Origin of the sequence: Microbacterium sp. LEMMJ01, assembly GCF_002114135.1 — a bacterium.
Classification (GTDB): Bacteria; Actinomycetota; Actinomycetes; order Actinomycetales; family Microbacteriaceae; genus Microbacterium.
This window is the reverse complement of record NZ_NCTV01000021.1, coordinates 219,113-242,771: the sequence shown is the minus strand read 5'-3', so window position 1 is coordinate 242,771 and position 23,659 is coordinate 219,113. Positions and strand designations below refer to the sequence as shown.

Sequence of the window (23,659 nt, the reverse complement as noted above, 5' to 3'; positions counted from 1 at the left end):
TCGGTGGGTCTTGACCTTCTGTTCGCCAGTGCCACCCCCAGCCCGGAACCGGCATCCGGCGGATTCGACCTGCTCGGCACGATCCTGTGGCCGCTGAAGTGGGTCGTCGAGCTCATCCTCGTCGCCTGGCACTGGCTGCTGACGGCCGTCGGTCTCCCGGCGGCGTCCGGAATCACCTGGGTCCTCTCGATCGTCGGCCTCGTGATCGTGGTCCGTGCAGCGCTCATCCCGCTGTTCGTGAAGCAGATCAAGAGCCAGCGGAAGATGATGGAAATCGCTCCTGAGCTGCGCAAAGTTCAGGAGAAGTACCGTGGCAAGAAGGACCAGCTCTCTCGCGAGGCGATGAGTCGCGAGACGATGGCGCTGTACAAGAAGCACGGCACGACGCCGATGTCGAGCTGTCTGCCCCTGCTCGTGCAGATGCCGATCTTCTTCTCGCTCTACAGCGTGCTGAGCGACGTCAGCAAGCATGCGACGCAGGGCGTCGGCGGTGTCGGGCTGCTGAGCGCGGAGCTCACGCAGGAGTTCTACGACGCCAAGCTCTTCGGGGTCGCGTCCCTGCACGAGAACCTCGGCAACGCGATCGAGGCCCAGAACGTCACGGCGATCATCATCCTGATCACCCTGGTCGTCCTGATGATCGCGTCGCAGTTCTTCACGCAGCTGCAGATCATCTCGAAGAACCTCTCGCCGGAGGCCAAGACCGGCCAGGCGTACCAGATGCAGAAGATCATGCTCTACGTTCTGCCGCTGGGCTTCATCTTCTCCGGTGTCTTCTTCCCGCTCGGCGTGGTCGTGTACTGGTTCATCTCGAACCTCTGGACCATGGGGCAGCAGTTCCTCGTCATCCGTGAGATGCCGACTCCCGGTTCCGAAGCCGCCAAGGCCCGCGAAGAGCGGCTCGCCCGCAAGGGCAAGGCGATCGACTCCTCCGGCAAGGTCGTCCCGATGGCTGCCTACGAGGCCGAGCAGCAGCGTCTGCTCGAGGAGGCTGAGAAGGCGAAGGCGGCGGCGCCGAAGCGGCAGCAGCCGGTCGGCAAGAAGCGTGCGAAGAAGAAGGGGAACGCGTCATGAGCGAGGTCGTGACCGGGAGCACAGAGCCCACTGTGGCGCAGCTCGAGAACGAGGGGGATGTCGCGGCGGACTACCTCGAGGAGCTGCTCGACATCGCAGACATCGACGGTGATCTGAACCTCGACGTCCGTCAGGGTCGTGCTTACGTCTCCGTCGAGGCCGAGGGTGACGGGCTCGCGCTGCTCTCCGCTCCCGATACGGTGCAGGCGTTGCAGGAGCTCACGCGTCTCGCCGTCCAGAACAAGACCGGCTCGTTCTCGCGCCTCATCCTCGACATCGGCGGATCCCGCGACGCGCGGCGCCGTCAGCTCGTGACTCTGGTCGAGGCGGCGGCCGCGAAGCTCGATGAGGGCTCGTCGCAGGCCTCGCTGCCGGCGATGTCGAGCTATGAGCGCAAGCTGGTCCACGACATCGCCGCCGAGCGCGGGCTCGTTTCCGAGTCGTACGGCGAGGGCGCGGACCGGCACACGGTCCTGCGTCGGCACTGACGCGCGGAAGGCGAGCGCTGGCACGTGTCCGAGACGCAGGACTTCGGCGAGAAGACCGTCGAGCAGGAGCCGGCCGTCGCTGCCCGGATCTTCGGGGAGCGCCTGCAACTCGCTCGACGGTTCACGGACTCCCTTGCGCGTGAGGGGGAGGAGCGGGGCCTGATCGGGCCGCTGGAACTGCCGCGCTTGTGGACGCGCCACATCCTGAACAGCGCGATCGCCGCGCCCCTCTTCCACGGCTCCGTCGCGGATATCGGGTCCGGGGCCGGACTGCCCGGTCTGGTGCTCGCGATCGCGCGGCCCGACGTGTCGTGGACCCTCGTGGAGCCGATGGAGCGTCGGATCAATTGGTTGACTGAGCAAGTGAACGACCTGGAGCTCACGAATGTCACCATTCTCCGCGCGCGTGCCGAGGACGTGCGTGCGAAGGGCGCCTTCGATGTCGTCACGGCTCGTGCGGTGAGCGCATTGCGGACCCTGATCCCTCTGACCGCTCCGCTGGTCCGCGATGGTGGGGAACTGGCCCTGTTGAAGGGGATGAACGCCGCGAACGAGATCGAAGCGGCACGGAAGCAGATCGCGAAGTTCAAGCTCGCGGATGTTCGGGTCGAAGTGCTGGGCGAGGGGTTGCTCCCGGAGACCACTCGAGTCGTCCGCGCCTCCGTGCGCTGAAGACGTCGCCGTCTCCCGGGACACGGGGCTGACCCGGGGTCCTACCGTGCCCCCATGTTTCCGGCGCCGTCGATACGTCGCCGGGAGATCACTCTCCATGGGGCGATGTCGTGCGATCACGTCCGTAGGCCGCTCCGCTGCGGTTGCGGCTGTGTTCGTCCAGATCGAAGTCGGAGCAGTCGTCGTTCACCGCGCCCCGCGAAGGTTCGTCCTGTCGTCGCATCGATTGAGCCGCTGCGCGGATCGATGCGCCAGGGCTGGGAAGCGCTGAGTCGGTGCGCCGCGCAATGGGCGTGAATCCGACTGGCTGCGGCGAACGGGACGGGTCCGGACCTCTGCATGGCGCGTGTGAAGGCTTCAGTTCGGGTGCTGTACGGCAGTTGTTTCACGTGAAACAGCTTCATTTCCGCACCGTTGGCCGAGGCGGATAGGAAAGCGATGCAGGGGAGTAGGTAACCGTCACACTGCCGTGCGCCGATGCGTCGACAGGTGTCGCTCTCGGGCCTCGGCGGGCCCCTGAACGCGGATGGGCCGCGGCGCGATGGTGAGGCGAAGGTGTCACCAAGGCGGGGCGGGATGAGGCCCGTCCGGCTGAGGGGTGGGCGGTGCCCGTCGACCGTTGGGGGTAGGGTCGTCCGCGCCGTGGCTGTCGCCATACCTCGTCTTCCGGGAGTTGCCAAGGCAGGGTTCCCGTGCCCGCATGAGCAGGGCCGGGGCGCCCCAGAAGTTACCCACGCCACGTACCGTGCAGAACCACTCGTCACGAACGCCCGACACGATGTGTCGTGGGGCCCGCAATCCTAAAAGCGGCGCCCAGATGCGAGATCGGGTGGCAATGCAAGTTCTGCTCCGCTCGGCACGTCCTCGCGACGGCGGGCGGAGGACTGGCTGGCTCAGCCAGCCGGACGCATTGGCGAGAGGTGTGTGCGTCGCTTTGATGGCCCCCTGGCGACCCTGGTCCGTTTCATGTGGAACACGGGCGACGAGGTGTCCGGACTGCGGCTCACCAAGGGTCCGCGCGGCTCGATGGGCGTACGCAGGTGCGTCGTCGACAGGCGCAGCTTCTGGCATCGGGCCCGTCGGTGCGCTGAGGTCAGAGTCACGGGCCAACGTTTCAGTGAAACGGCAGGATGAATACAGCTGGGGGCCAAGCGCTGGTCTCGAGGGGAGATGTCGCCTCGCTGCCAGAGCCAGCGCGTACGGCTGTGCGGCGACGTAGGTCAGGGAGCGTGGAGCGCAGGGACGAGGGTTGGGAGCCGTGCGGCCGTTGCACGTGAAACGCTGGCGACAGCTGCTGGGTTACAGGGCTCTCAGTAAGCAGAGCAATCGCCTTGCTATCCAAGGGGCGTGCCTGGTCCGCAGGGGCGGGAGTTTGCAGGGAGTGCAGCACGCAGGGCCGAGCATCGGGGGGAGGGCTGTTTCACGTGAAACCATGACCGACAGCGGTTGACGGCCGAGGGCTGTGCGTGTGCGGGACGGCCGGGACAGTACCCAAACGGAGTGCCTCATGCTGCGAGGCGTCATGGGCCACCGGTGGCAGCACGTAGAGGCTGACGTCGGGCGTCATTCGGCGGTTTCACGTGAAACGGTTGCCGACAGCAGGTGTAGACGGACGACGGCCGTGAGGTGACCAGCCGTGTCGCTAAGCAAGCCCAGCATCTGATGCTGCCCGGCGTCGTCGGCTAAGGAGCGCAGCGCGCAGAGCCGAGATCCGGGCGCCGTGCCGCTGGTTCACGTGACCACCCTCTCGGGTGCGGCGGGGGTCGGGGCGGTTGTGTCATCTGACGAAGCCCGGCACGCTGAGAGTCAGTTCGTCGTGAGCCGTTAGTCGTGGGGGATCGGTCGTGGGTTGCCCCGCGCTCACGGTGGTGCCCGCGGTGTTTGACACCGCTGGTGAGCGGTCGTCGGTGGGCGCGGGGGCTCCACTGGTGAGGGATTCGGCGTGGGCTGTCCGATTCTCTGGTTGTAGGCGGCAGTGACCACCCCGGCGGGCGCGGGCGAATGAGTTGTGCTTTCTGGGCCGGCGACTGCGTGGGTTTCATGTGCGTGACCGAGCGCCGAGGGATCGCCGTGATGTCGACGGGGTCCGCACGGGAGCTCGCGTGTCGGCTTGGGGAAATCGCGAGGGCATACCGTGGCGAGCACTCGTGCTGAGCTACTCGATTGGGGCGCGGCATGGAGGGCGCACTCCAGCGGGCGTCAGTGCTCGCGGTCTTCGACAGATCGCGTGACGCCGGCCTACTGGATCACCTGCGGTACTCAGCGGCACGGAGTGAGCGCTCGCCCACAGGGGGCATCCCTGGGCGTTTCACGTGAAACGGCACCGAATGTGTGGGCTCATCGCCTGTCCCCGCGCATGAGGAGCAGTACGTTCACCCGACGCGTGGATCGCGTGCCGGGGGAGGGGCATGCGCCACTCCGGCCCGTGCGGCAGCGACGGGTGGAGGCAGGCGCGGTCGGACCACCAGGCATACGCGGACGACGCCGAGTTCCTGGGGTAGACAAGGCTCGATGTGGAGGTTCAAACGACGTTGGCGTGGTGCGGGCGAGCTAGGCGGGTGCAGGGGGCTCAGACACGGACAAGGAAGCCGGCATGGGTGGGCGTTCCCGCCTGGCGGCCTGGCTCCGTGGTGGCTGTCTCGGTCTCCGATTGGGACCCGTAGAGGTGGGGCCTGCGTGTGCCGTATTGCCCATGTCCAGGCGAGCCCCGGGGGTCGGGGCCCTTACGGATCTTGGACTGCGGGACTGCATGGAAACACAGACGGGGCGGGGAGGAGCATCTGCGGGGGCCGAGGAGAGCGTGCCAGGGCCTCGTAGCGTGACGGATCCGGTGAAGAAGGAGGAGATGATTCGCGGACCTGACGGAAGCATGCTCCCGACCCGACGTGACCCGGGGGGACGCGGATGATGGCGAAGCCAGTTCCGCCCGTCACGCCGGACCACAGGCTAAAAAGGTGTGGCACCTAGGCCGATCTCCAGGACGGGAGGGTAGTCAGGCGTTTCACGTGAAACGTCCGTGTCCCGCGCCATGCGGTCCATTCGGCGGACGCGGCGCGCGAGGCACGCACCCTGCTGCCAGGTCGCGCCTGTGCTGCGAGGTCCGCACCTGCGATTAGAGTGGAACGCGGCCCCGAAAGGAGTGGATGTTTCACGTGAAACAGTCCGAGAAGGCATCGTCGAACGAGTCGTTCGGGATGGATACACCCCTCGCGCGAGAAATCGCGGATCTCTCCGCCCGGCGCCGCGCGCTCGAAGGGGTCTCCGTCGAGTTCAGTGGCGACACCCGCATCCTGACGGTGTCGAATCAGAAGGGCGGTGTGGGTAAGACCACCAGCGCCGTGAACATCGCATCCGCGCTGGCGGGACTGGGCGCGAAGGTGCTCGTCATCGACCTCGATCCCCAGGGGAACGCCTCCACTGCCCTTGGGGTGCCGCACAACGCCGACACCCCGAGTGTCTACGATGTCCTCATCGACGAGTTCCCCCTTGCGGAGATCGTTCAGCCCAGCCCCGAGAGCCCGAACCTCTTCTGCGCGCCGAGCACGATCCACCTTGCGGGTGCTGAGATCGAACTCGTCGCGCAGGTGGCGCGAGAGCACCGCCTCCGCCGGGCTCTGGAGGACTACCTCGCGGAGCATCCGGTGGACTTCGTGATCATCGACTGCCCTCCTTCCCTCGGGCTGCTCACGATCAACGCTTTCACTGCCGCGAACGAGGTCTTCATCCCGATCCAGTGCGAGTACTACGCCCTGGAGGGTCTGAGCCAGCTGCTCGGCAGCATCCAGATGATCCAGAAGCACCTCAACCCGGGTCTGCGTCTGTCGACCATCCTCCTCACGATGTTCGACGGACGGACGCGGCTGGCCCAGCAGGTGGCGGAAGAAGTGCGGTCCCACTTCCCCTCGCAGGTGCTGGACACCGTGATTCCGCGCTCCGTCCGTGTGTCGGAAGCCCCCAGTTTCGGCCAGACGGTCATCGCCTACGACGGTCAGTCCGCCGGGGCGATCGCGTACCGCGAGGCCGCCGTCGAAATCGCGTCGCGACAGACGCAGAGCAAGGAGAAATAATGGCGAAGCGCACTGGACTCGGCCGCGGCATCGGCGCCCTCATCCCGACGGCGGACCAGACCGAGCGTCCCGTCGACGTGTTCTTCCCCGGTGCGAAGATCGCTCCGACCCCCGAGGCTCCCTCCACGAGCGCCAACGCCGCGCCCGAGACCGAACTCGAGGCGGTGCCGGGGATCCACCTGATCCAGGTCGACCCGCAGGCGATCGTGCCGAACCCGCGGCAGCCCCGCACGCACTTCAACCCCGAGGACCTCGCGGAACTCGTGCACAGTGTCCGTGAGTTCGGCGTACTGCAGCCGGTGGTCGTCCGGAAGAACAGCGACGGCGAGTACGAGCTCATCATGGGGGAGCGGCGCACGCGGGCCGCCCGCGAGGCCGGACTCGAGGCGATCCCCGCCATCGTCCGCGACACGGCCGACGAGGACCTCCTGCGTGACGCGCTGCTGGAGAACCTCCACCGCTCGGAGCTGAATCCCCTGGAAGAGGCGTCGGCCTACCAGCAGCTCCTCGACGACTTCGGCATCACTCAGGAGGAGCTGGCCACGCGCATCGGGCGCTCCCGTCCGCAGATCAGCAACACCATCCGCCTGCTCAAGCTGCCGGTGCCGGTGCAGCAGCGAGTGGCCGCCGGTGTGCTGACCGCCGGACACGCCCGCGCGATCCTCAGCGTGGACTCTCCGGAAGCGATGCAGCGTCTGGCGGACAAGGTCGTCAACGAAGACCTGTCCGTTCGCGCGACGGAGGAAGCCGCCAAGTCGCAGCCGTCCGCAGGGAAGACTCCCAAGCCCACCCCGGGTGCGCGGCGGGCCTACCTGGACGAGGTCGCCGGCAAGCTCGGAGACCGGCTCAACACGCGCGTCCGGATCTCCCTGGGTGCACGAAAAGGCCAGGTCACGATCGATTTCGCATCGATCCAGGATCTGAACCGCATTCTCGAGGAGCTGGGCGAAGAAGGGTACGGCTCCGCGCGGTGACCGCGCCCCCGGTCGGGGGTGACATAGACTCGCGTCATCTTGACGATGCGAGGGGGATGTCATGTCCAGATCAGCTGATCCAGCGAGTATCAAGCGTCGCGTGATCGCCGTCAGTATCGCGGCGGCTCTGGGCGGATTCCTCTTCGGATTCGACACCGCGGTGATCAACGGCGCCGTTGACGCTCTGGCCGGAGACGTCTCCGGTTTCGATCTGGGCACGGGCCTCAAGGGCTTCGCCGTGTCGTCCGCCCTGATCGGCTGCGCCGTGGGGGCCTGGTTCGCCGGGCCCGTCTCGAACAAGTTCGGACGCATCCCCGTGATGGTGGTCGCCGCGGCCATGTTCTTCGTCTCGGCGATCGGCTCCGGCCTCGCCTTCAGTGTCGTCGACCTCATCGTCTGGCGTGTGATCGGCGGCCTCGGCGTCGGTGCGGCGTCGGTGATCGCACCCGCGTACATCGCGGAGGTCTCGCCGGCAGCGATCCGCGGTCGGCTCGGATCGCTGCAGCAGCTCGCCATCGTCCTCGGCATCTTCGCCGCCCTCCTGTCCGACGCCCTGCTGGCGGGCATCGCGGGGGAGGCCGACCAGCCGCTGTGGGGCCTGACCGCGTGGCGGTGGATGTTCATGGTCGCGGCCATCCCCGCGCTCGTCTACGGACTCGTGTCGTTGCGGCTGCCGGAGTCGCCGCGCTACCTGGTCCGCAAGGGCGAGGTGAAGCGCGCCGCGGAAGTGCTCCAGACCGTCACGGGGACGATCGACACCGAAGCGAAGATCAAGGAGATCACGGGCACGATCGACACGGAGCGCTCCGAGTCGCTGCGGGATCTGCGGGGGAGCCGGCTGGGGCTCAAGCCGATCGTCTGGGTCGGCATCCTGCTGTCGGTGTTCCAGCAGTTCGTCGGCATCAACGTCATCTTCTACTACTCCACCACGCTGTGGCAGTCGGTGGGCTTCGACGAATCCAGTGCCCTCCTCACGTCCGTCATCACCTCCGTCACGAACATCGTCGTCACGATCGTCGCGATCCTCCTCGTCGACCGGGTCGGTCGTCGGATCATGCTCCTCGTCGGCTCGGTCGGGATGACGGTGACGCTCGGACTCATGGCGCTCGCCTTCTCGTTCGGCACGCTTGACTCCTCCGGAACCGCGACGCTGCCCGATCCTTGGGCCACCGTCGCCCTCATCTGCGCCAACGGCTTCGTCGTGTTCTTCGGTGCGAGCTGGGGCCCGCTGGTGTGGGTGCTCCTGGGCGAGATCTTCCCGAACTCGATCCGTGCCGGTGCTCTGGCCGTCGCCGCGGCGGCGCAGTGGGTGGCCAACTTCTTCATCTCGACGACCTTCCCGGCGTTCGCCGAGATCGGCCTCACATTCGCGTACGGCTTCTACGCGTTCTTCGCGTTGCTGTCGTTCTTCTTCGTGTTCTTCAAGGTGCCGGAGACCAAGGGCCGCGAGCTCGAAGACATGCGCGAGGATGCGAAGGTGGAGCGCCGACCCCGTCGCGCACGCGCGTAGGCTGGAGGGATGACCGAATCCGTCCCCCGTCGCGCCAGCCTGGAAGTGCTGCGCGCCGAGGCGTCGGACGAACTCGCCGTCCTCGTCCAGGAGCGCCTTCTGGGCGGTGAGGACCCCTGGGAGTTCATGGAGGAGCTGCCCAGCGTCGACGAACTCGTCGTGTACCTGCTCCGTGCGGACAACATCGCGGCGAATGACGGTGTGCGACCCAACGCCGCACGACACTACCGCGTGCTGCGGCAGATCGCCCTCGAGTACCCGGAGCTCACACCGGCCGTCTGGGGGCTTCTAGACGAGAAGCAGCGCCACCGCCGCTGGGATCCCCGCATCGCCGACGCGTCCTGACGACCGATGCTCCTCGTTCCGTATGATCCGTCGTGGCCGCAGCGGTTCGAGGAGTTCGCGACATCGATCCGCGCCGTCGGGGCCGAGGAATGGATCATCGAGCACATCGGCTCGACCGCGATTCCCGGGATGAGCGCGAAGCCGGTCATCGACCTCGCGGTGCGCCTAGAGACAGGGGAGCAGTTCGGCGACCGGAGCTCCGCACTGGAGGAGGCCGGCTGGCGCATCGGCAGCGGGGTCGCACGCATCCGGTGATGATCCGGGAGTCGGCGGGGGAGCGCCTCGCCATCGCGCATTTCTTCTCTGTCGCGGAGTGGGATCTCGCGCCCCAGCGTCTGCTGCAGGACTGGCTGCGCGCGCATCGGGCAGACGCGGAGCGATACGAGCGCGCCAAGCACGACGCAGCGCGGGCGGCGGCGGACGGGGTGGCCTCCTACAAAGCGGGAAAGACGGCCGTCATCCAGGAGATCGTGAACAGCGCCCGTGCCGCGCGCGGTCTCGAACCCGTGGACGTGTACGACAAGCGCTGACCGGGCGCAGGCGTCCCCGGGAATGCGAAAAGGGCCGCACCCGGAGGTGCGGCCCTTTTCGTGGTCGTGGGGGATCAGCCGAGGAAAGCGGCGAGATCCTGCTCGAGGGCGAACTTCGGCTTGGCGCCGATGATCGTCGTCTTGACCTCTCCACCCTGGAAGACCTTCATCGCCGGGATCGACGTGATCTGGTACTTCATGGCCAGCTCCGGGTTCTCGTCCACGTTGAGCTTGAGGATGGTGATCTTGTCGGGGTTGTCGGACTGGATCTCGTCCAGCACCGGCGCGACCATACGACACGGACCGCACCACTCGGCCCAGAAGTCCACCAGCACGGGACCATCGGCCTGCAGCACGTCCTGCTCCCAGGTCGCCTGGCTCGTTGCCTTTGCACTCATCAGAGTTCTCCTTGTTCGAGGTTCGCCTGTTGCAACAACGGGCGGGGGGAAAGTGTTCCCGGCCGTGGTCAGGCCGTGATGACCTCGGCGGCCCCGGCCGCGGGGACCTCGACGGAGGAGTCCTCCAGGTCGGCGAGGAAGTGCTCGGCGTCGAGGGCCGCGATCGTGCCCGTTCCGGCGGCGGTGATGGCCTGGCGGTAGGTGGGGTCGATCACGTCGCCGGCGGCGAAGACTCCGGGAACCGACGTGCGCGAGGAGCGACCGTCGACCCAGATCGTCCCCTCGGGCGTGAGCTCGAGCTTCTCGTGGACGAGGTGGGTGCGCGGGTCGTTGCCGATGGCGATGAACAGGCCGTCGAGGGGCAGGTCGCGCAGCGAGCCGTCCTCCGTGGAACGCAGCTGCACGCCCGAGACGGCGTTGTCGCCGAGGATCTCCACGACCTCGCTGTTCCACACGAACTCGATCTTCTCGTTCGCGAAGGCGCGCTCCTGCATGATCTTCGAGGCCCGCAGGGTGTCCTTGCGGTGGATGACGTACACCTTGTCCGCGAAGCGCGTGAGGAAGGTGGCCTCCTCCATGGCCGAGTCACCGCCGCCGACCACGGCGATCGTCTTCTGACGGAAGAAGAAGCCGTCGCAGGTGGCGCACCAGGAGACACCGAAGCCGGAGAGACGCTCCTCGCCCTCGATGCCGAGCTTGCGGTAGGCGGAACCCGTCGCGTAGATGATGGTCTTCGCCTCGTGGGTGGCGCCCGAACCGAGGGTGACCTTCTTGACGGGACCGGCGACGTCGAGCTCGGTGACGTCGTCGTAGAGCACCTCGGTGCCGAACTTCTCGGCCTGCTCCTGGAACTTGGCCATGAGCTCAGGGCCCTGGATGCCCTCCGGGAAGCCGGGGTAGTTCTCCACCTCGGTCGTGTTCATAAGCTCTCCGCCGACCTCGACGGAGCTCGCGATGAGGAGCGGCTCCAGGTTCGCGCGCGCCGCGTAGATGGCAGCCGTGAATCCGGCGGGGCCGGAGCCGATGATGATGACCTGACGCATGTGATCTCCGTTAGAAAGGCGGTGCCGTCGAAAGACGTCCGACTGCTTCAACCCATGGTAACCGCGGGGCATTCCCGCGTCAGCGGCCGGGCAGGAAGCGGCGGACGAGCCCGCCGGCGGCCTTCAGCTCCGGGGCGCGGAAGACCGCGAGGATCGCGACGTAGACGAGCACGACGACGAGGCCGATGACGGCGGTGCCGAGCGCACCGAACATCGCGCTGCCCATCATCCAGCCGTCTGCTCCCCCGCTCAGCACGAACACGCCCCAGCCGGCGAGGCCCGCAGGCACCGCAGCCAGGCCGAATCGCCCCACGGCGGCCAGCCAGGAGCGCACTCCCAGACCACCGATCTTCCGGTGCAGGAGCCAGACGGCCAGGACGGTCTGCAGGATGCTGGCCACGGACTGCCCCAGGGCGACGGCGGCGGCCAGCAGCGACAGCGGCAGCACCTCAGCCTCGAACAGCGCCCACGCGAGGAGGGCGGTGGCCACGATGAGCGTGCACTGCACGATCGTGAACCAGAACGGGGTGCGGGTGTCGTCGTAGGCGTAGAAGGTGCGCTGGACGATGAAGAGGACGGTCAGAGGGATCAGGCTGAGCAGGTAGCAGAGCAGGACCAGCGCGGCGGACCTCGCCGCGTCCTCGGCGGTCACGAACTCGGTGTCCTTCGTGAAGACCCGCGAGGCCGGCACGGCAGCGGCGGCCACGGCGGCGACGGCGGCGGCGATGAAGAAGAGGAGCGTGCGGATGCTCCGGGAGATGTCGCTGCGGACCTCGTCGTCCCGGCCACTCGCGGCGTGCTCGCTGATCTGGGTGAAGTAGGGGGTGCCGATCGACAGCACGATCACCGAGTAGGGGAGCATGAAGATCAGCCAGGCGTTGGTCGTGACCGTGGCCGAGGCCTCGAGCCCCGCCGCCTCGCTGACGATGAAGCCTTGCAGGGTCCCCGCGGCCAGGCTCGCGAACGCCATCAGGAAGGTCCATCCGGCGAGGCGGCCGACCGTGCCGAGCCCGACGCCGCGCCAGCGGAAGTCCGGCTTCAGAGCCAGACCCGTACGACGCCAGAAGACCAGCAGCACCACGGCCTGCAGGGCGATGCCGAGGGTCGCGGTCCCGCCGAGGAGCGAGATCATGGCCGGCGTCCACTCCGCCGCCCGCGTGGGCACGGGTCCGAAGAGGGCGCCGAGCGCCAGGAACCCGATGATCGAGACGACGTTGTTGACGACCGGCGCCCACGTGAAGGGCCCGAAGATGCGGCGCGCGTTGAGCGCCTCGCCGATCATCGCGTACAGGCCATACAGCAGGATCTGCGGGAGGCACCAGTACGCCAGCGCCGTGGCGAGGGCCAGCAGCTCCGGGTTCGCACGACCGGCCACGATGTGCACGAGCCACGGTGCGCAGGCCGTGGCGATACCGGTGACCACGACGAGGACGACCGTACCGAGCGTGAAGAGCTTGGAGATGAACGCGTTGCCGCCATCCGCATCCGCCGTGGCCTTGACGATCTGCGGCACGATGACGGCCGTGAGGATGCCCACCGAGATCAACGAGAAGACGCTGTTGGGCAACTGGTTCGCGTAGGTGAAGGCGTCAGCGGCCTCGGAGGCGACGGAGCCGAGCACACCGACGAGGACGATGCTGCGCAGCAGCCCGGTCACGCGGGAGACCAGGGTGCCCGCGCCGATGATGGCGCTGGCGCGCCCGAGACTAGTCACGCGACTCCTTCGCGGAAGGGGCGTCAGGGCCGTCGAGACGCTCCTGCACCGCGGCCTCCGACTCCTTCTCCTCGATCAGTTCCTCGACGGCCGCCTCGACCGCCTGCTCCTCGATCGCCTCCCGGCGCTTCCGACGCACCGTGCGGACCACGCCGAGAGCGATGAGCAGCACGGCCAGGCCGCCGAAGATGACGAGCCCGATGGTCTCCCACTCCGCCCGCACCGCCACGCGGACGGTCTGCTCGGACTGGATCGGCACCCCGGTCGGGCTGGTGAGGCTGAGGCGCAGATCGAGCTCGCCGCTGCCGACACGGGCCGACACCGGCACCTTCGCCCTCGTGGTCGAGTTCGCCTGCACAGCGACGTCGATCACGGGCGTCACCTCGAGGCGCGGATCGGTGGGGGCGGCGTACAACCGCACCGTCACCGGCCACGGGAGGTCGTTGCGCACGGCGATGGGGAGGTCGGCGTTGGCCGTGAGGAGCTGGATGGTGCTGGAGTCGGGGATGCTGACGGCGCCGAGGGTCTCGGTGGTGCGCGCGCGATGTGCCGCGACCTTCTCGGCGAAGGCTTCCGCGGACGATCCGACCGCGATGGTCCGCAGGATCCGGATCCGCTCGGGGCTCAGCAGCACGAGGGGGTCGCTGAGGACGGTGGCGAAGGCTGTGAGGGAGCGCTCGTCGGCAAGGAGATTGGTGAGATCGGACGCCCGGGTCGCCGCGGCCGTCTCGGGCAGCCTCACCGAGGCGGCGGGAGCCGCCCGCACCGTCGAGAGTTCGAAGCCGATCGAGTCGGCTGCCGAGATCGCGTCACGGAGGGCGTCCGCGGAGCGGTTCTCGTCGCGCTCCAGGCCGATGAGGATCGGAGCGCCGGGTGCCCGCGCGCCGGCGAGGAAGAGCCGCGCGGCCGCTTCCGCCAACAGCCCCTGGCGGGGAACCGAGGCGGATTCGGTCGCCGCAGCAGACAGTGCGGCCGACGTGGCGGCGTCGGTGACGAGCAGGTCCTGACCGCCCGCTGTCGCATGGGCCGCACTCTTGTCGCCTACGGTCTCGGACGACACGATGGTCGTGGCAGGGCGTCCCAGATAGCCGGTGAACGCCGCGAGGTCGGCCTCCGTGAGGTCGTTCTCCGGCCAGACGATCCCCGGGGTCGCGCCGTCGATCTCCGTGAGCTCGTCGTCGGTGGGAAGAGCCGGTCCGTCGGTCGGCGTCGCCGTCGGTTCCGCGGTGGTGCCGGGAGTGCCCGTCGGTGTCACGGCTCGCTGCTGGGGGAACGCGGCGGGATCGAGCAGCGAGGTCAGTGGCAGCGGTGCCAGCGCCTCGGGCAGACCGGACTGCGCCTGCACCGTGAGGTCGGCATCGCCGAACTGCAGGGCGAATCGGGCGTTGGGGAGCTCGTCGAGCCGCTGCAGCCAGTCGGTCGCCGTGGAGGGGGCGGCGGTGCCCAGCGCGCGGATCGACGTGAGGATGGCAGGGTCGACCGCGAGCACCGCCGTCGTCCCGGCCACGCCGTCGAGCTGCGCGGTGAGGTCGCCGTCCGCGGCGGTCAACTCCGTGAGCTCCTCGGCGCTCAGGAGGGCACCGCCCGCCGGCGTGGCGGTGATGGGCACGATGACCCCGACCGGGCTCGTGGGGCCGGAGGTGACGACGAGGACGCTCGTCGCGGTGGTGTCCCAAACGGTGGTGCGCTGCCCCTCACCATCCTTGGTGCCGGCGTCGCTCAGGGCAGCCCGCAGCGGGTACACCCCGGGTTTCAACGGCTTCAGGGTCTCCTGCGGCACGAACACGGTGGTGGCGGCGGATCCGCGCGCCTCGGCCGGCTTCGTGGTCTCCTCTCCGAGGGGGAGGAAGGAGCCCGCGGCCTGACCCTCGTCCAACCACTCGGTGACGGCGTCGTCGTCGGTCAGCGGCGTGCTGCCGAGCTCGATCTCGACGCGGCCCGCGGAGAGCTCCGCCTCGGTGCGGTTGTCGATCGTGACCACGGCCGACGTCGAGGTCCCCGGGGCGACGGTCCCGCGCAGGCCTGCCGTGACATGCAGTTCCACCCGCTGATCGTCGTCCGCGGCTGGCTGGTCGGCCGCCACAGCGGGACCGGCGACACCTACGGCGCAGACGCCGGCGGCGACCACGAACGCCGCGAGCCGGCGCACGCGCGCGCGGAGGCCCGTCTCGGGAGTGATCGCGGTCATGAAGGTCTTCCTCGAACGCCGGGAGGAGGCGGATCGTGAGTACTGACCCTGCGATTCTAGGAGGCCGGAGGGAGGAGAACCCTGAAGACGCGTAGAGTGACGGCCGTGTCCGACACCCCCGCCCCCCATCCCGACCCGCTCCGCAGTGCCGCGTTCGCCGCGGATCTCGACGCCGCCGACCTCCGATCCGAGCCCCTGCGTCGCCTCTGGGGAGAGGAGGCGGACGATGCCCTCGCCCGCGGCCTGCGCGAACCCATCCTGCGGGCGATCGCCGGGGACGAGGGCGTGCTCGCGACCCTCGGACGTCTCCTGGTGCTCGGGCTTCCGCAGCCCCGCGCGGCGGTGGAGCGCGCCCTGCCCACCCTCGGCGTGGACGGTCTGGAGGCCCTGGGGCTGGCGACGGTCGACGCCGACTCCGTGATCCCGGTCGCGCTGCTGCGCCCGCAGTCGTTCGTCGACGAGGACGGTGTCGGGGAGTGGTGGATCGCGAGCGATCTGGACGAGGTCGCCCTCGACGGTCCGCTGCCCGCCGATCACGTGCTCGGCGTGGGCGGGGCCTCGCGCACGCTCGCCGAGACGGTCGTGCCGCTCGCGGTGGATCGTGCCCTCGACCTCGGCACGGGCTGCGGCATCCAGGCGCTCCTCGTGGCGCGGCGAGCCGGCCGGGTCGTCGCCACCGATGTCTCCCGCCGAGCACTCGCCTACGCCGCGCTGAACGCGCAGCTCAACGGGGTCACGAACATCGAGTTCCGCCACGGCAGCATGTTCGAGCCGGTCGCCGGGGAGGCGTTCGACCTCATCGTCTCGAACCCTCCGTTCGTGATCACCCCCCGAACCGAGGGGGTGCCCGCCTACGAGTACCGCGACGGCGGTCTCGTCGGCGACGCGCTCGTCGAGCAGTTCGTGCGCACGGCACCGGCGCATCTCACCCCGGGCGGCATTGCCCAGCTTCTCGGCAACTGGGAGTCCCGCACGGGGATCACCGGCCTCGCCCGGCTGGACGCGTGGGTGCCCGCCGACCTCGACCTGTGGGTGGTGGAGCGGGAGGAGCTGTCGCCCCTCGCGTACGCCGAGCTCTGGATCAGGGACGGCGGCATCACGCCGCGCGACGCCGCGTTCACTCCGCTGCTCACCGCGTGGCTCGACGACTTCGCGGCGCGGGGCGTGACCGCGATCGGCTTCGGCTACGTGCTGCTCCGCCGGGGGCAGGGGGAGCCGCTGCGGCGGTCGGAGCGGGTCTCGCAGTCCGTGGCGAACGTGGGGGCGGCGCTCGCTCTCGGCCTGGCGGCCCACGATGCGCTCGCCGAGGGACTGCCCGACACGCTCGTCGTGGCCCCTGACGTGACGGAGGCGCGCCACCTGCTTCCCGGCAACGACGACCCGAGCGTGATCGAGCTGCGTCAGGGCGGCGGATTCGCGCGGACCGTCGCGGTGGATCCCGCGCTCGCCGGGTTCGTCGGCGCCTGCGACGGGGAGCTCCAGGTGCTGCAGATCGCCCCCGCCCTTGCCGACCTCTTCGAGGTGCCCTTCCCGCAGCTGTGGGCGGAGCTCGAGCCGCGCATCCGGGGACTCGTGCTCGACGGCTTCCTCCTCCCGGGGGAATAGTCCCGGCTTCCATGCGTTCGAATACACCATGAAGGCTTTCGGATTCCTCTCGTTCGGTCACTACGCCGACGTGCCCGGCTCGGCGACCCGCACCGCGGGCGACATGCTGAAGCAGACCATCGAGATCGCGGAGGGCGCGGACGAGCTCGGCGTCAACGGCGCCTATGTCCGCGTGCACCATTGGGCCCGCCAGGCGGCGTCCCCGATGCCGCTGCTGACGGCCATGGCCGCGCGCACCGAGCGGATCGAGGTCGGCACCGGCGTGATCGACATGCGCTACGAGAACCCGTTCCAGTTCGCGGAGGAGGCGGCCGCACTCGACCTCATCGCGGACGGCCGGATCGCGCTCGGCGTGAGCCGTGGGTCACCCGAGACGGCGCTGCGCGGCTACGAGACCTTCGGCTTCCGCGACGAGGAGGACCCGGAGCGCGGCAGCGTGCTCGCACGGGAGAAGTTCGAGATCTTCCTGCGGGCCATCGACGGCGAGCGCCTCGCCCCCGGCGACCCCCGCATGGTGGGCGCGGGACAGTACCTCGCGATCGAGCCGCAGTCGCCCACGCTGCGCGACCACATCTGGTGGGGCTCGGGTTCGCGCGCCACGGCCGAGGAGACCGGACGCCAGGGACTCAACATGATGAGCTCGACGCTCGTGACGGAGGCCACGGGTCAGCCGTTCCACGAGCTGCAGCGCGAGCAGATCGAGCTGTTCCGCTCCGCCTACCGTGACGCCGGCCACACCGGGTCGCCGCGGGTCTCGGTCAGCCGCAGCGTGTTCCCGCTCGTGTCGGATATGGACCGCGCCTACTTCGGGCTGCGCAGCGAGGAGAACGCCGACCAGATCGGCATCATCGACGGGTTCCGCTCCACGTTCGGCAAGACCTACGCCGCGGAGCCTGATGTGCTCATCGAGCAGCTCCGGCAGGACGAGGCCGTCATGGCCGCGGACACCCTCATGCTCACGATCCCGAACCAGCTCGGGCCGGAGTACAACCTCCACGTGCTCGAGGCGTTCGCGGAGCACGTGGCGCCGGCCCTCGGGTGGAAGCCCAACACGGAGGGACCGGTCCAGGGCGACCCCGTGGCCTGATCCGGCACGGCGGTCCGACCGATAGTGTCGGATTCATGTCCGCAGGCAGTGCTCCGCTCACCATCCGGCCATGTCGAGGGGAAGAGGAGTACGCGGCGCTCGTCGAGATCTGGCGCAGTGCCGTTCGTGCCACGCATGACTTCCTCGACGAGGCCGACTTCGCCCGGATCGAATCGCATCTCGCGTCCGACTACTTCCCCGCGGTGACCCTCACCGTCGCCGAACAGGACGGGATCCCCGTCGGGTTCGCGGGTGTCCACGACGGCGCACTGGAGATGCTCTTCGTCTCCGATGCCGTCCGCGGCGGCGGCGTGGGCTCCGCCCTGCTCGCCGAGGTGGTCGCCCACCAGGGCGTGGTCAGGGTCGATGTGAACGAGGACAACCCGGGCGCGCGTGGTTTCTACCGCAGTCGGGGCTTCGTGGAGGTGGGTCGGAGCGCGCTCGACGGCGACGGTCGTCCCTACCCGACCATCCACATGGCGCTTCCGGGAGACCCCGGGGCCTCTTGACAGGGGCCGCGGGGCGCCCGACGCTGGGGACGGCGCGCCGACCGGCGCCCGTCCCCACCGCTTCGGAGGCACCATGACCCGCGTGCGCGTCGACCTCAACATCACCCTCGACTGCTTTGCCACGACGACCGATCAGACGCCGGAGAACCCCTTCGGCGAGGACTGGGGACGCCTCACCGCGGCCTACACCGCGACCCGCACCTTCCAGGAGCGCGTCTTCCACGACACGAGCGGTGCGGGCACCACCGGGGTGGACGAGAAGTACGCGGCGCAGTACTTCGAGGGGATCGGCGCCGAGATCATGGGCGCCGGGATGTTCGGGCTCCACGCGAACCCGGACGACCCGGAGTGGCGCGGCTGGTGGGGCGAGGAGCCGCCGTTCGAGGTGCCGGTGTTCGTCCTCACGCATACTCCGCGCCCGTCGATCGAGTTCGCGAACGGCACGAGCTTCCGCTTCCTCTCCGCGACCCCGGAGGAGGCGCTGCGGGAAGCCGTGGCGGTGGCCGGAGGGCGTGACGTGCGCGTCGGCGGCGGGGCGACCACGGTCCGGGAGTTCCTGCGCGCGGGGCTCGTCGACGACCTGCACGTCGGCATCACCCCCATCCTCACCGGCAGCGGTATCCGGCTCTGGGATGACCTGCGTGGCCTCGAGGCCGGCTATCGCGTGACGACCGAGGTCGCGGAGTCCGGAGTGACCCACATCACGTTCTCCCGCGAGGGCTGAGGCGCCGGCGCGCGGTCGCAGAATCGCACCGAGGTCGCGGGGATTCCCGGAGACTCTGCGACCTCGTGCGGAAGTGCGACGTCAGAGCGGAGGGCCGAACAGCTCCTCGCCGTGCTCGTGGAGGAGCTGGTATGCGTCGGCGAAGGTCTCCGGTTCCTTCTCGCCCGGCGCGCCGTAGCGGGCGAGGAGGAGCCCGAGCAGGCCGCGGGCGGGAGGCGTGAGCGGCTTGAGGTGATCGGCCTCGTTCGGCTGCGGGGTGCCGTCTTCGGGGTTCGGCGGGGTGTACGCGGGTGTGGTGACGGGCCAGTCGGCCGGGTGCCGCGGCTTGTCGAGGTTCACGACGTTGAGCAGCGTGTTGGCCGATTGGTCCCGGTCGTTCAGCGGCTCCAGCCCGTGCAGGCGCGACAGCGTGGCCGTGACCGATCCGTGGTGCATCTCGTCGTGGATGATCGTGCCACGCCGCGTGTACGCCGACACCGCGATCGCCGGGACACGACAGCCGAGCCGGTCGAACGTGAAGCCCATCTCCCCGGCGCCGGTGTCCTTCGTGGGTTTCGTGGCCGCGGGCGGCGGCACGTGGTCGTAACAGCCGCCGTGCTCGTCGAAGGTGATGAGCAGCAGGGTGTTCACGGCGTTCGAGCCGCCGGGCGTCGCGCTCGTGCGCACGGCCTCGTAGATGTCATGGATGAGCCGGTCGCCCGCCCGCACATCGGAGATGGCGCTGTCGAACACGGGCTCGCCGTCGACCACGCTCTCCCGCGGCTTCCCGAACGGCGGATGGAAGTCGTTGTGGTCGTAGACCATCCGGGGTTCGATGAACGCGTAGGCCGGGAGGGTGCCGTTCTTCGCGTCGGCGTAGAAGTCCTCCATCGTGCCGAAATGATCCGTGCGCCAGTACTTCTCGAGCACCGCCGCATGCAGCATCCCCGTGAAGGAGACCAGCTGGAGCTTGTCGATGTAGATCCGCCAGCTGACCTTGCGGTCTTCCAGGCGGTTGAACACCGTCGGTGCGGCCGGGGCGTCGAGCCACTTCCGGTAGCCGCCGCCACCCTGATTCGTCACGAAGCCGTGCGAGGTCGAGGCGTGGAAGAAGGAGCGGTTGCAGAAGGTCTGGGAGGGCACTCCCGCGTACCAGTGGTCGAACACGGCGAACTCGGCGGCGAGGGTGGAGAGCACCGGGAGCATCTCCGGCGAGAACGAGCCCATGATGTGCCGCGCTTCGTCCAGGCTCGGCTCCTTCCCGTCGCGCAGTCGGCGGAAGTTGATGATGTAGTCCTCGAGGAACCCGGACATCGTCGCCTTCTCCCCGTGGGTGGGGGCGTTGAAGGGCGTGGTCATCTCGTCGACGAACAGGTCGGCGTTGGCTTTCGGATCGACGGTGCCGAAGATCTGCGTGTTGACGTGCGGGTACTCCTCACCCGGGTCCGGATCGGGGAGGCTCATGATGCGATCCGTGTCCCCCCGGTAGACGTGCGCCTCCACCACCGTGCCGTCCGGGGCGGTGTTGCTGTGGGTGCCGAACGCGAGACCTTCGAAGGTCTCGCCCGCCGGCAGCGTCTCGGCCGTGTAGAGGTAGCCGAGGAGGTTGTCGAAGGAGCGGTTCTCGCCCATCACCACGACCACGTGATCGAAGCCGGGCTCCGAGCGGGGCGCGAGTGCGGCGAACGGATCCGGATCGTCGGCGAAGCCGTCCCGGCCTCCGGCCCCGGCAACGGAGGCCCCGATCGCCGCTCCTCCCGCGCCCCCGATCACCGCTCCGGCCAGGGCGGCACCGCCCACGGTGAGGAATCCGCGCCGGGAGGGGTCGCGGGGAGAGGCGCCGGAGGGTTTGTCGTCGTCGACCATGCCGCGATCCTATGACCGCGCGAGCCCGTGCAGCATTCCGGTGTCCCAGGAATGTCGCGGAACGGGTCTGGAAGGATCGGCGAGTGCATTCCGCGGTCGTCCCCTCCGAAACCGTCCCGTTCGTGACTCGCCGCCCCGTGGTGCTCGCCGTCTTCCTCCTCCCGCTGGCACTCGCGATCGTGCTGTTCACGATCGAAACCGGTCCCGTCTTCCTCCTGTGTCTCGCCGCCGTTCTGCCCGCGGCAGCCGTGACGACGTTCGTCGCCCGCTGGATCGCTCCGCGGGGTGCGCGGTCGAGGGGGTCGTCCCTGCTCGCCCTCGCCTGGGGCGCCGGCGCGGCCGTGCTCCTCGCCACCGGGATCGGCGCGTGGTCTGCCGAGCAGGCGATGTACGTGGACGATCAGGGCATCCTCCGGGAGGCGATCCCCACGATGTGGGTGCTCACGCCCGTCGTGGAGGAGGTGGGGAAGGGCCTCGGGGCGCTGCTCATCCTTCTGCTCGCACGGCGGATCGGGCTGCGCGGCGTGCTCTTCGGCGCGATGGTCGGGGCCCTGGTCGGCGTCGGTTTCGCAGCCGTGGAGGACGCCTCCGCGATCGCGGCGGACATCGCGGCGAACGATCTCGGCTCCGGCATCGCGACCTGGATCGTCCGCACCTTCACCTTCCCCACCCATGCCGCGCTCACCATCTGGACCGGCGCGGCGCTCGGTCTCGCTCTCGACGCCCGACGCGCCTGGTCGCGCCCGCTCCTCGCGCTCGCCGGACTCCTGGTGGCGATCGCGGCCCACGGCGCGATCAACTACGGGAACGTGGCCGGCGCCACCGACCAGGCCTCGTTCTTCGTGGCCCTGGGCACGGCCTTCGGCTGGATCGTGGTGTCGACGGTCCTCGCCGTGACCCTCCGTCTCGTGCTGACCCGCCGGGCCTGAGTCGCACGCCGGCCGGACCGGGCACAGCTTCGGAGATCGCGGCCGCCACCCCGTCGTGCGGGGTGGCCGTCCGGCGCGTCGGGGCTGATCTCCGAAGCTGTGCGCGGGGTGGCTCAGGCGGCGGGGATCCAGAGGACGGCGCCGTCGCGCCAGCCGAGACCGGCCGCGCCCTCGGGGAGCGGGTCCTCGTGCCGGGGACGGACCACACGGAGGCGGCGTCCCGCGAGCTCGACGATGTAGACGACGTCGGCGCCGCGGTAGACGTGCGCGATGACCTCGACCGGGACGGGGGCACCCGGACCCGCCGCGGGCGACAGATGCAGATCCTCCTGCCGGAGCACGACCTCGCCCGAGCCGTCCGGCCCGGCGCCCGTGAGCGGGACCTGCACGGCGGTGCCGTCGAGGGTCGCGCTCGCGCCGGAGCGCGTGGCGGGAAGGAGGTTCGCGGCACCGATGAAGTCGGCGGCGAAGGGCGTGAGCGGGGCGCTGTACAGCTCCGCCGGCGCGCCCTCTTGTTCGATGATCCCGCCGTTCATGAGCACGATGCGGTCGGAGAGGCTCATCGCCTCCTCCTGGTCGTGCGTGACGAACACGGTCGTGAGACCGAGGGTGCGGTGCAGTTCCTTGAGCTCGACCTGCATGTCCTCGCGCAGACGCGCATCGAGGTTCGACAGCGGCTCGTCGAGCAGGAGCACGCGCGGCTCGAACGCGATGGCGCGGGCCAGGGCCACGCGCTGCTGCTGTCCGCCGGAGAGCTGCGCCGGCATGCGATCGGCGAGGTGGCCCATCTGCACACGCTCCAGCGCCCGGACGGCGAGCTCCTTCTGCTCCGTCTTCGACTTCTCGCCCGACATCCGCAACCCGAAGCGCACGTTCTCGGCGACGCTCATGTGCGGGAAGAGCGCATAGCTCTGGAACATCATGCCGAGGTGACGCTTCTCGGGCGGCAGCTTCGTGACGTCCTTCCCCGCGATCTCGATCGTGCCGCTCGTGGGCGACTCGAGCCCGGCGATGCAGCGGAGGAGCGTCGTCTTCCCGCAGCCCGAAGGACCGAGGAGGGAGACGAACTCGCCGGACCGCATCGAGAGGTCGATGCCCTTGAGCACCTTCGTCCCCTTGAAGTCCTTGGTGAGTGCAGTGATGGTGAGCGTTGTCATCAGACGAACAACCTTCCCAGGCCGATGATGCGTTCGAGGACGATCATGAGGACGACGGTGAGCAGGACCATCAGGGTCGAGACGGCCGCCACGGTGGGCGACGTGCTGAACTCCAGCTGGCCGTAGATGGCGATGGGCAGGGTCTCCAGCTGCGGGGTGCGCAGGAAGAGGGCGATGACCGCATCGTCGAACGAGATGTTGAAGGCGAAGAACGCTCCGGCCGCGATGCCAGGACGCGCGATGGGCAGCACCACGAGGCGGTAGCGGTTCCAGGTGCCGGCGCCGAGGGTGCGCGCGGCCTCCTCGGTGAAGTGGTCGGCCCGGGTCATCACGCCGGTCACGGTGCGCATGACGTAGGGGATCGCGATGACCACATGGATCGCGATGAGCACGCCCACGTTGGGGGAGCCGATCGTGAGCGAGGCGATGGAGAGGGCGCCGATCGCGAGGATGATCGTGGGGATCGTCAGCGGCGACATCAGCAGCGCCTGGATCGCCGCGCCTCCCGGAACGCGGAACCGCGTCAGCGCGAGGGCGGCCGCGGTGCCGATGGAGGCGGCGAGGATCGCGACCGACACGCCCACCACGAGGCTCAGGCGGAACGGCTCCAGGTAGGTATCGGAGGTGAGGGCCTCCACGTACCAGTCGAGCGTGAAGCCCTGTCCGGGGAACGTGAGGAAGCGGTTCTCTCCCACCGAGGCGCCGGCGACGACGAGCAACGGGACGAGCATGTAGAGCGTCACGATGACGCCGAGGAGGATCGCGAGGATACGGCCGAGGATCGGGACGGAACGGACCAT

21 protein-coding genes are annotated in these 23,659 nt (G+C 69.1%); 14 read left to right on the top strand and 7 right to left on the bottom strand.

The annotated features are described in order from the left end of the window. The first annotated feature begins 3 nt into the window (after positions 1-3). The 9 genes from yidC (at position 4) to B7W94_RS06200 (ending at position 9,660) form a co-directional block, all read left to right on the top strand. Positions 4-1,074, top strand: a complete 1,071-nt coding sequence (gene yidC / locus B7W94_RS06240) for a membrane protein insertase YidC (protein ID WP_060921330.1) — start codon at positions 4-6, stop codon at positions 1,072-1,074. After that, complete coding sequence (locus B7W94_RS06235) at positions 1,071-1,562, top strand: Jag family protein (RefSeq protein WP_025102865.1); 492 nt, start codon at positions 1,071-1,073, stop codon at positions 1,560-1,562. The genes yidC and B7W94_RS06235 overlap by 4 nt, the downstream gene beginning before the upstream one ends. Positions 1,563-1,586: 24 nt before the next feature. After that, positions 1,587-2,234 carry a 16S rRNA (guanine(527)-N(7))-methyltransferase RsmG gene (gene rsmG / locus B7W94_RS06230; RefSeq protein WP_062765888.1) on the top strand — a complete coding sequence of 216 codons (648 nt, stop codon included), beginning with the start codon at positions 1,587-1,589 and terminating at the stop codon, positions 2,232-2,234. 3,194 nt (positions 2,235-5,428) lie between these two features. Then, a complete protein-coding gene (locus B7W94_RS06225) occupies positions 5,429-6,301 on the top strand; it encodes a ParA family protein (protein WP_301178376.1) in 873 nt (290 codons plus the stop codon). Then, on the top strand, positions 6,301-7,275 hold the full coding sequence (locus tag B7W94_RS06220; protein WP_025102862.1) for a ParB/RepB/Spo0J family partition protein: 975 nt from the start codon (positions 6,301-6,303) through the stop codon (positions 7,273-7,275). The genes B7W94_RS06225 and B7W94_RS06220 overlap by 1 nt, the downstream gene beginning before the upstream one ends. A gap of 61 nt (positions 7,276-7,336) precedes the next feature. Next, entirely contained in the window at positions 7,337-8,785 is a 1,449-nt protein-coding gene (locus B7W94_RS06215; protein ID WP_172400077.1) for a sugar porter family MFS transporter, read from the top strand. 9 nt (positions 8,786-8,794) lie between these two features. Beyond that, positions 8,795-9,130 (top strand): hypothetical protein, encoded by a 336-nt coding sequence (locus tag B7W94_RS06210; protein ID WP_025102860.1) that lies wholly within the window; start codon positions 8,795-8,797, stop codon positions 9,128-9,130. Between the two features lie 6 nt (positions 9,131-9,136). Further along, positions 9,137-9,385 carry a GrpB family protein gene (locus B7W94_RS06205; protein ID WP_085605310.1) on the top strand — a complete coding sequence of 83 codons (249 nt, stop codon included), beginning with the start codon at positions 9,137-9,139 and terminating at the stop codon, positions 9,383-9,385. After that, entirely contained in the window at positions 9,385-9,660 is a 276-nt protein-coding gene (locus B7W94_RS06200) for a GrpB family protein (protein ID WP_085605308.1), read from the top strand. The genes B7W94_RS06205 and B7W94_RS06200 overlap by 1 nt, the downstream gene beginning before the upstream one ends. Before the next feature lie 74 nt (positions 9,661-9,734). On the opposite strand, the gene trxA is transcribed toward B7W94_RS06200, so the two are convergent. The 4 genes from trxA to B7W94_RS06180 form a co-directional block, all read right to left on the bottom strand. Further along, positions 9,735-10,058, bottom strand: a complete 324-nt coding sequence (gene trxA, locus B7W94_RS06195; protein ID WP_025102859.1) for a thioredoxin — start codon at positions 10,056-10,058, stop codon at positions 9,735-9,737. 68 nt (positions 10,059-10,126) lie between these two features. Then, entirely contained in the window at positions 10,127-11,101 is a 975-nt protein-coding gene (trxB, locus tag B7W94_RS06190) for a thioredoxin-disulfide reductase (RefSeq protein ID WP_085605306.1), read from the bottom strand. A 79-nt stretch (positions 11,102-11,180) separates the two neighbouring features. Next, positions 11,181-12,815: a murein biosynthesis integral membrane protein MurJ gene (gene murJ, locus B7W94_RS06185; RefSeq protein ID WP_085605304.1), complete on the bottom strand. Its 1,635-nt coding sequence runs from the start codon at positions 12,813-12,815 to the stop codon at positions 11,181-11,183. Further along, positions 12,808-15,003, bottom strand: a complete 2,196-nt coding sequence (locus B7W94_RS06180) for a DUF6049 family protein (protein ID WP_085605302.1) — start codon at positions 15,001-15,003, stop codon at positions 12,808-12,810. Before B7W94_RS06180 ends, murJ begins: the two co-directional genes overlap by 8 nt. A 96-nt stretch (positions 15,004-15,099) precedes the next feature. On the opposite strand from B7W94_RS06180, the gene B7W94_RS06175 reads away from it, so the two are divergent. The 4 genes from B7W94_RS06175 to B7W94_RS06160 all read left to right on the top strand — a co-directional run bounded on the left by B7W94_RS06175 (position 15,100) and on the right by B7W94_RS06160 (position 18,928). After that, positions 15,100-16,608: a DUF7059 domain-containing protein gene (locus tag B7W94_RS06175; protein ID WP_172400076.1), complete on the top strand. Its 1,509-nt coding sequence runs from the start codon at positions 15,100-15,102 to the stop codon at positions 16,606-16,608. A gap of 28 nt (positions 16,609-16,636) precedes the next feature. Further along, positions 16,637-17,695, top strand: a complete 1,059-nt coding sequence (locus B7W94_RS06170) for an LLM class flavin-dependent oxidoreductase (protein WP_085605300.1) — start codon at positions 16,637-16,639, stop codon at positions 17,693-17,695. A gap of 35 nt (positions 17,696-17,730) precedes the next feature. Beyond that, entirely contained in the window at positions 17,731-18,204 is a 474-nt protein-coding gene (locus B7W94_RS06165; RefSeq protein ID WP_085605298.1) for a GNAT family N-acetyltransferase, read from the top strand. Between the two features lie 73 nt (positions 18,205-18,277). Next, on the top strand, positions 18,278-18,928 hold the full coding sequence (locus tag B7W94_RS06160; protein WP_085605296.1) for a dihydrofolate reductase family protein: 651 nt from the start codon (positions 18,278-18,280) through the stop codon (positions 18,926-18,928). An 81-nt stretch (positions 18,929-19,009) separates the two neighbouring features. Here the strand turns inward: B7W94_RS06160 and B7W94_RS06155 are convergent, their stop codons facing one another. Beyond that, positions 19,010-20,773, bottom strand: coding sequence for an alkaline phosphatase family protein (locus B7W94_RS06155; RefSeq protein ID WP_085605294.1), 1,764 nt, complete (start codon positions 20,771-20,773; stop codon positions 19,010-19,012). A gap of 122 nt (positions 20,774-20,895) precedes the next feature. Between B7W94_RS06155 and B7W94_RS06150 the strand changes: the two genes are divergently transcribed. Beyond that, on the top strand, positions 20,896-21,702 hold the full coding sequence (locus B7W94_RS06150) for a PrsW family glutamic-type intramembrane protease (protein ID WP_172400075.1): 807 nt from the start codon (positions 20,896-20,898) through the stop codon (positions 21,700-21,702). Positions 21,703-21,815: 113 nt separating this feature from the next. Here B7W94_RS06150 and B7W94_RS06145 read toward each other — a convergent pair whose 3' ends face one another. After that, entirely contained in the window at positions 21,816-22,859 is a 1,044-nt protein-coding gene (locus tag B7W94_RS06145; RefSeq protein WP_085605290.1) for an ABC transporter ATP-binding protein, read from the bottom strand. Beyond that, positions 22,859-23,659: an ABC transporter permease gene (locus tag B7W94_RS06140; protein ID WP_231919543.1), complete on the bottom strand. Its 801-nt coding sequence runs from the start codon at positions 23,657-23,659 to the stop codon at positions 22,859-22,861. The genes B7W94_RS06145 and B7W94_RS06140 overlap by 1 nt, the downstream gene beginning before the upstream one ends.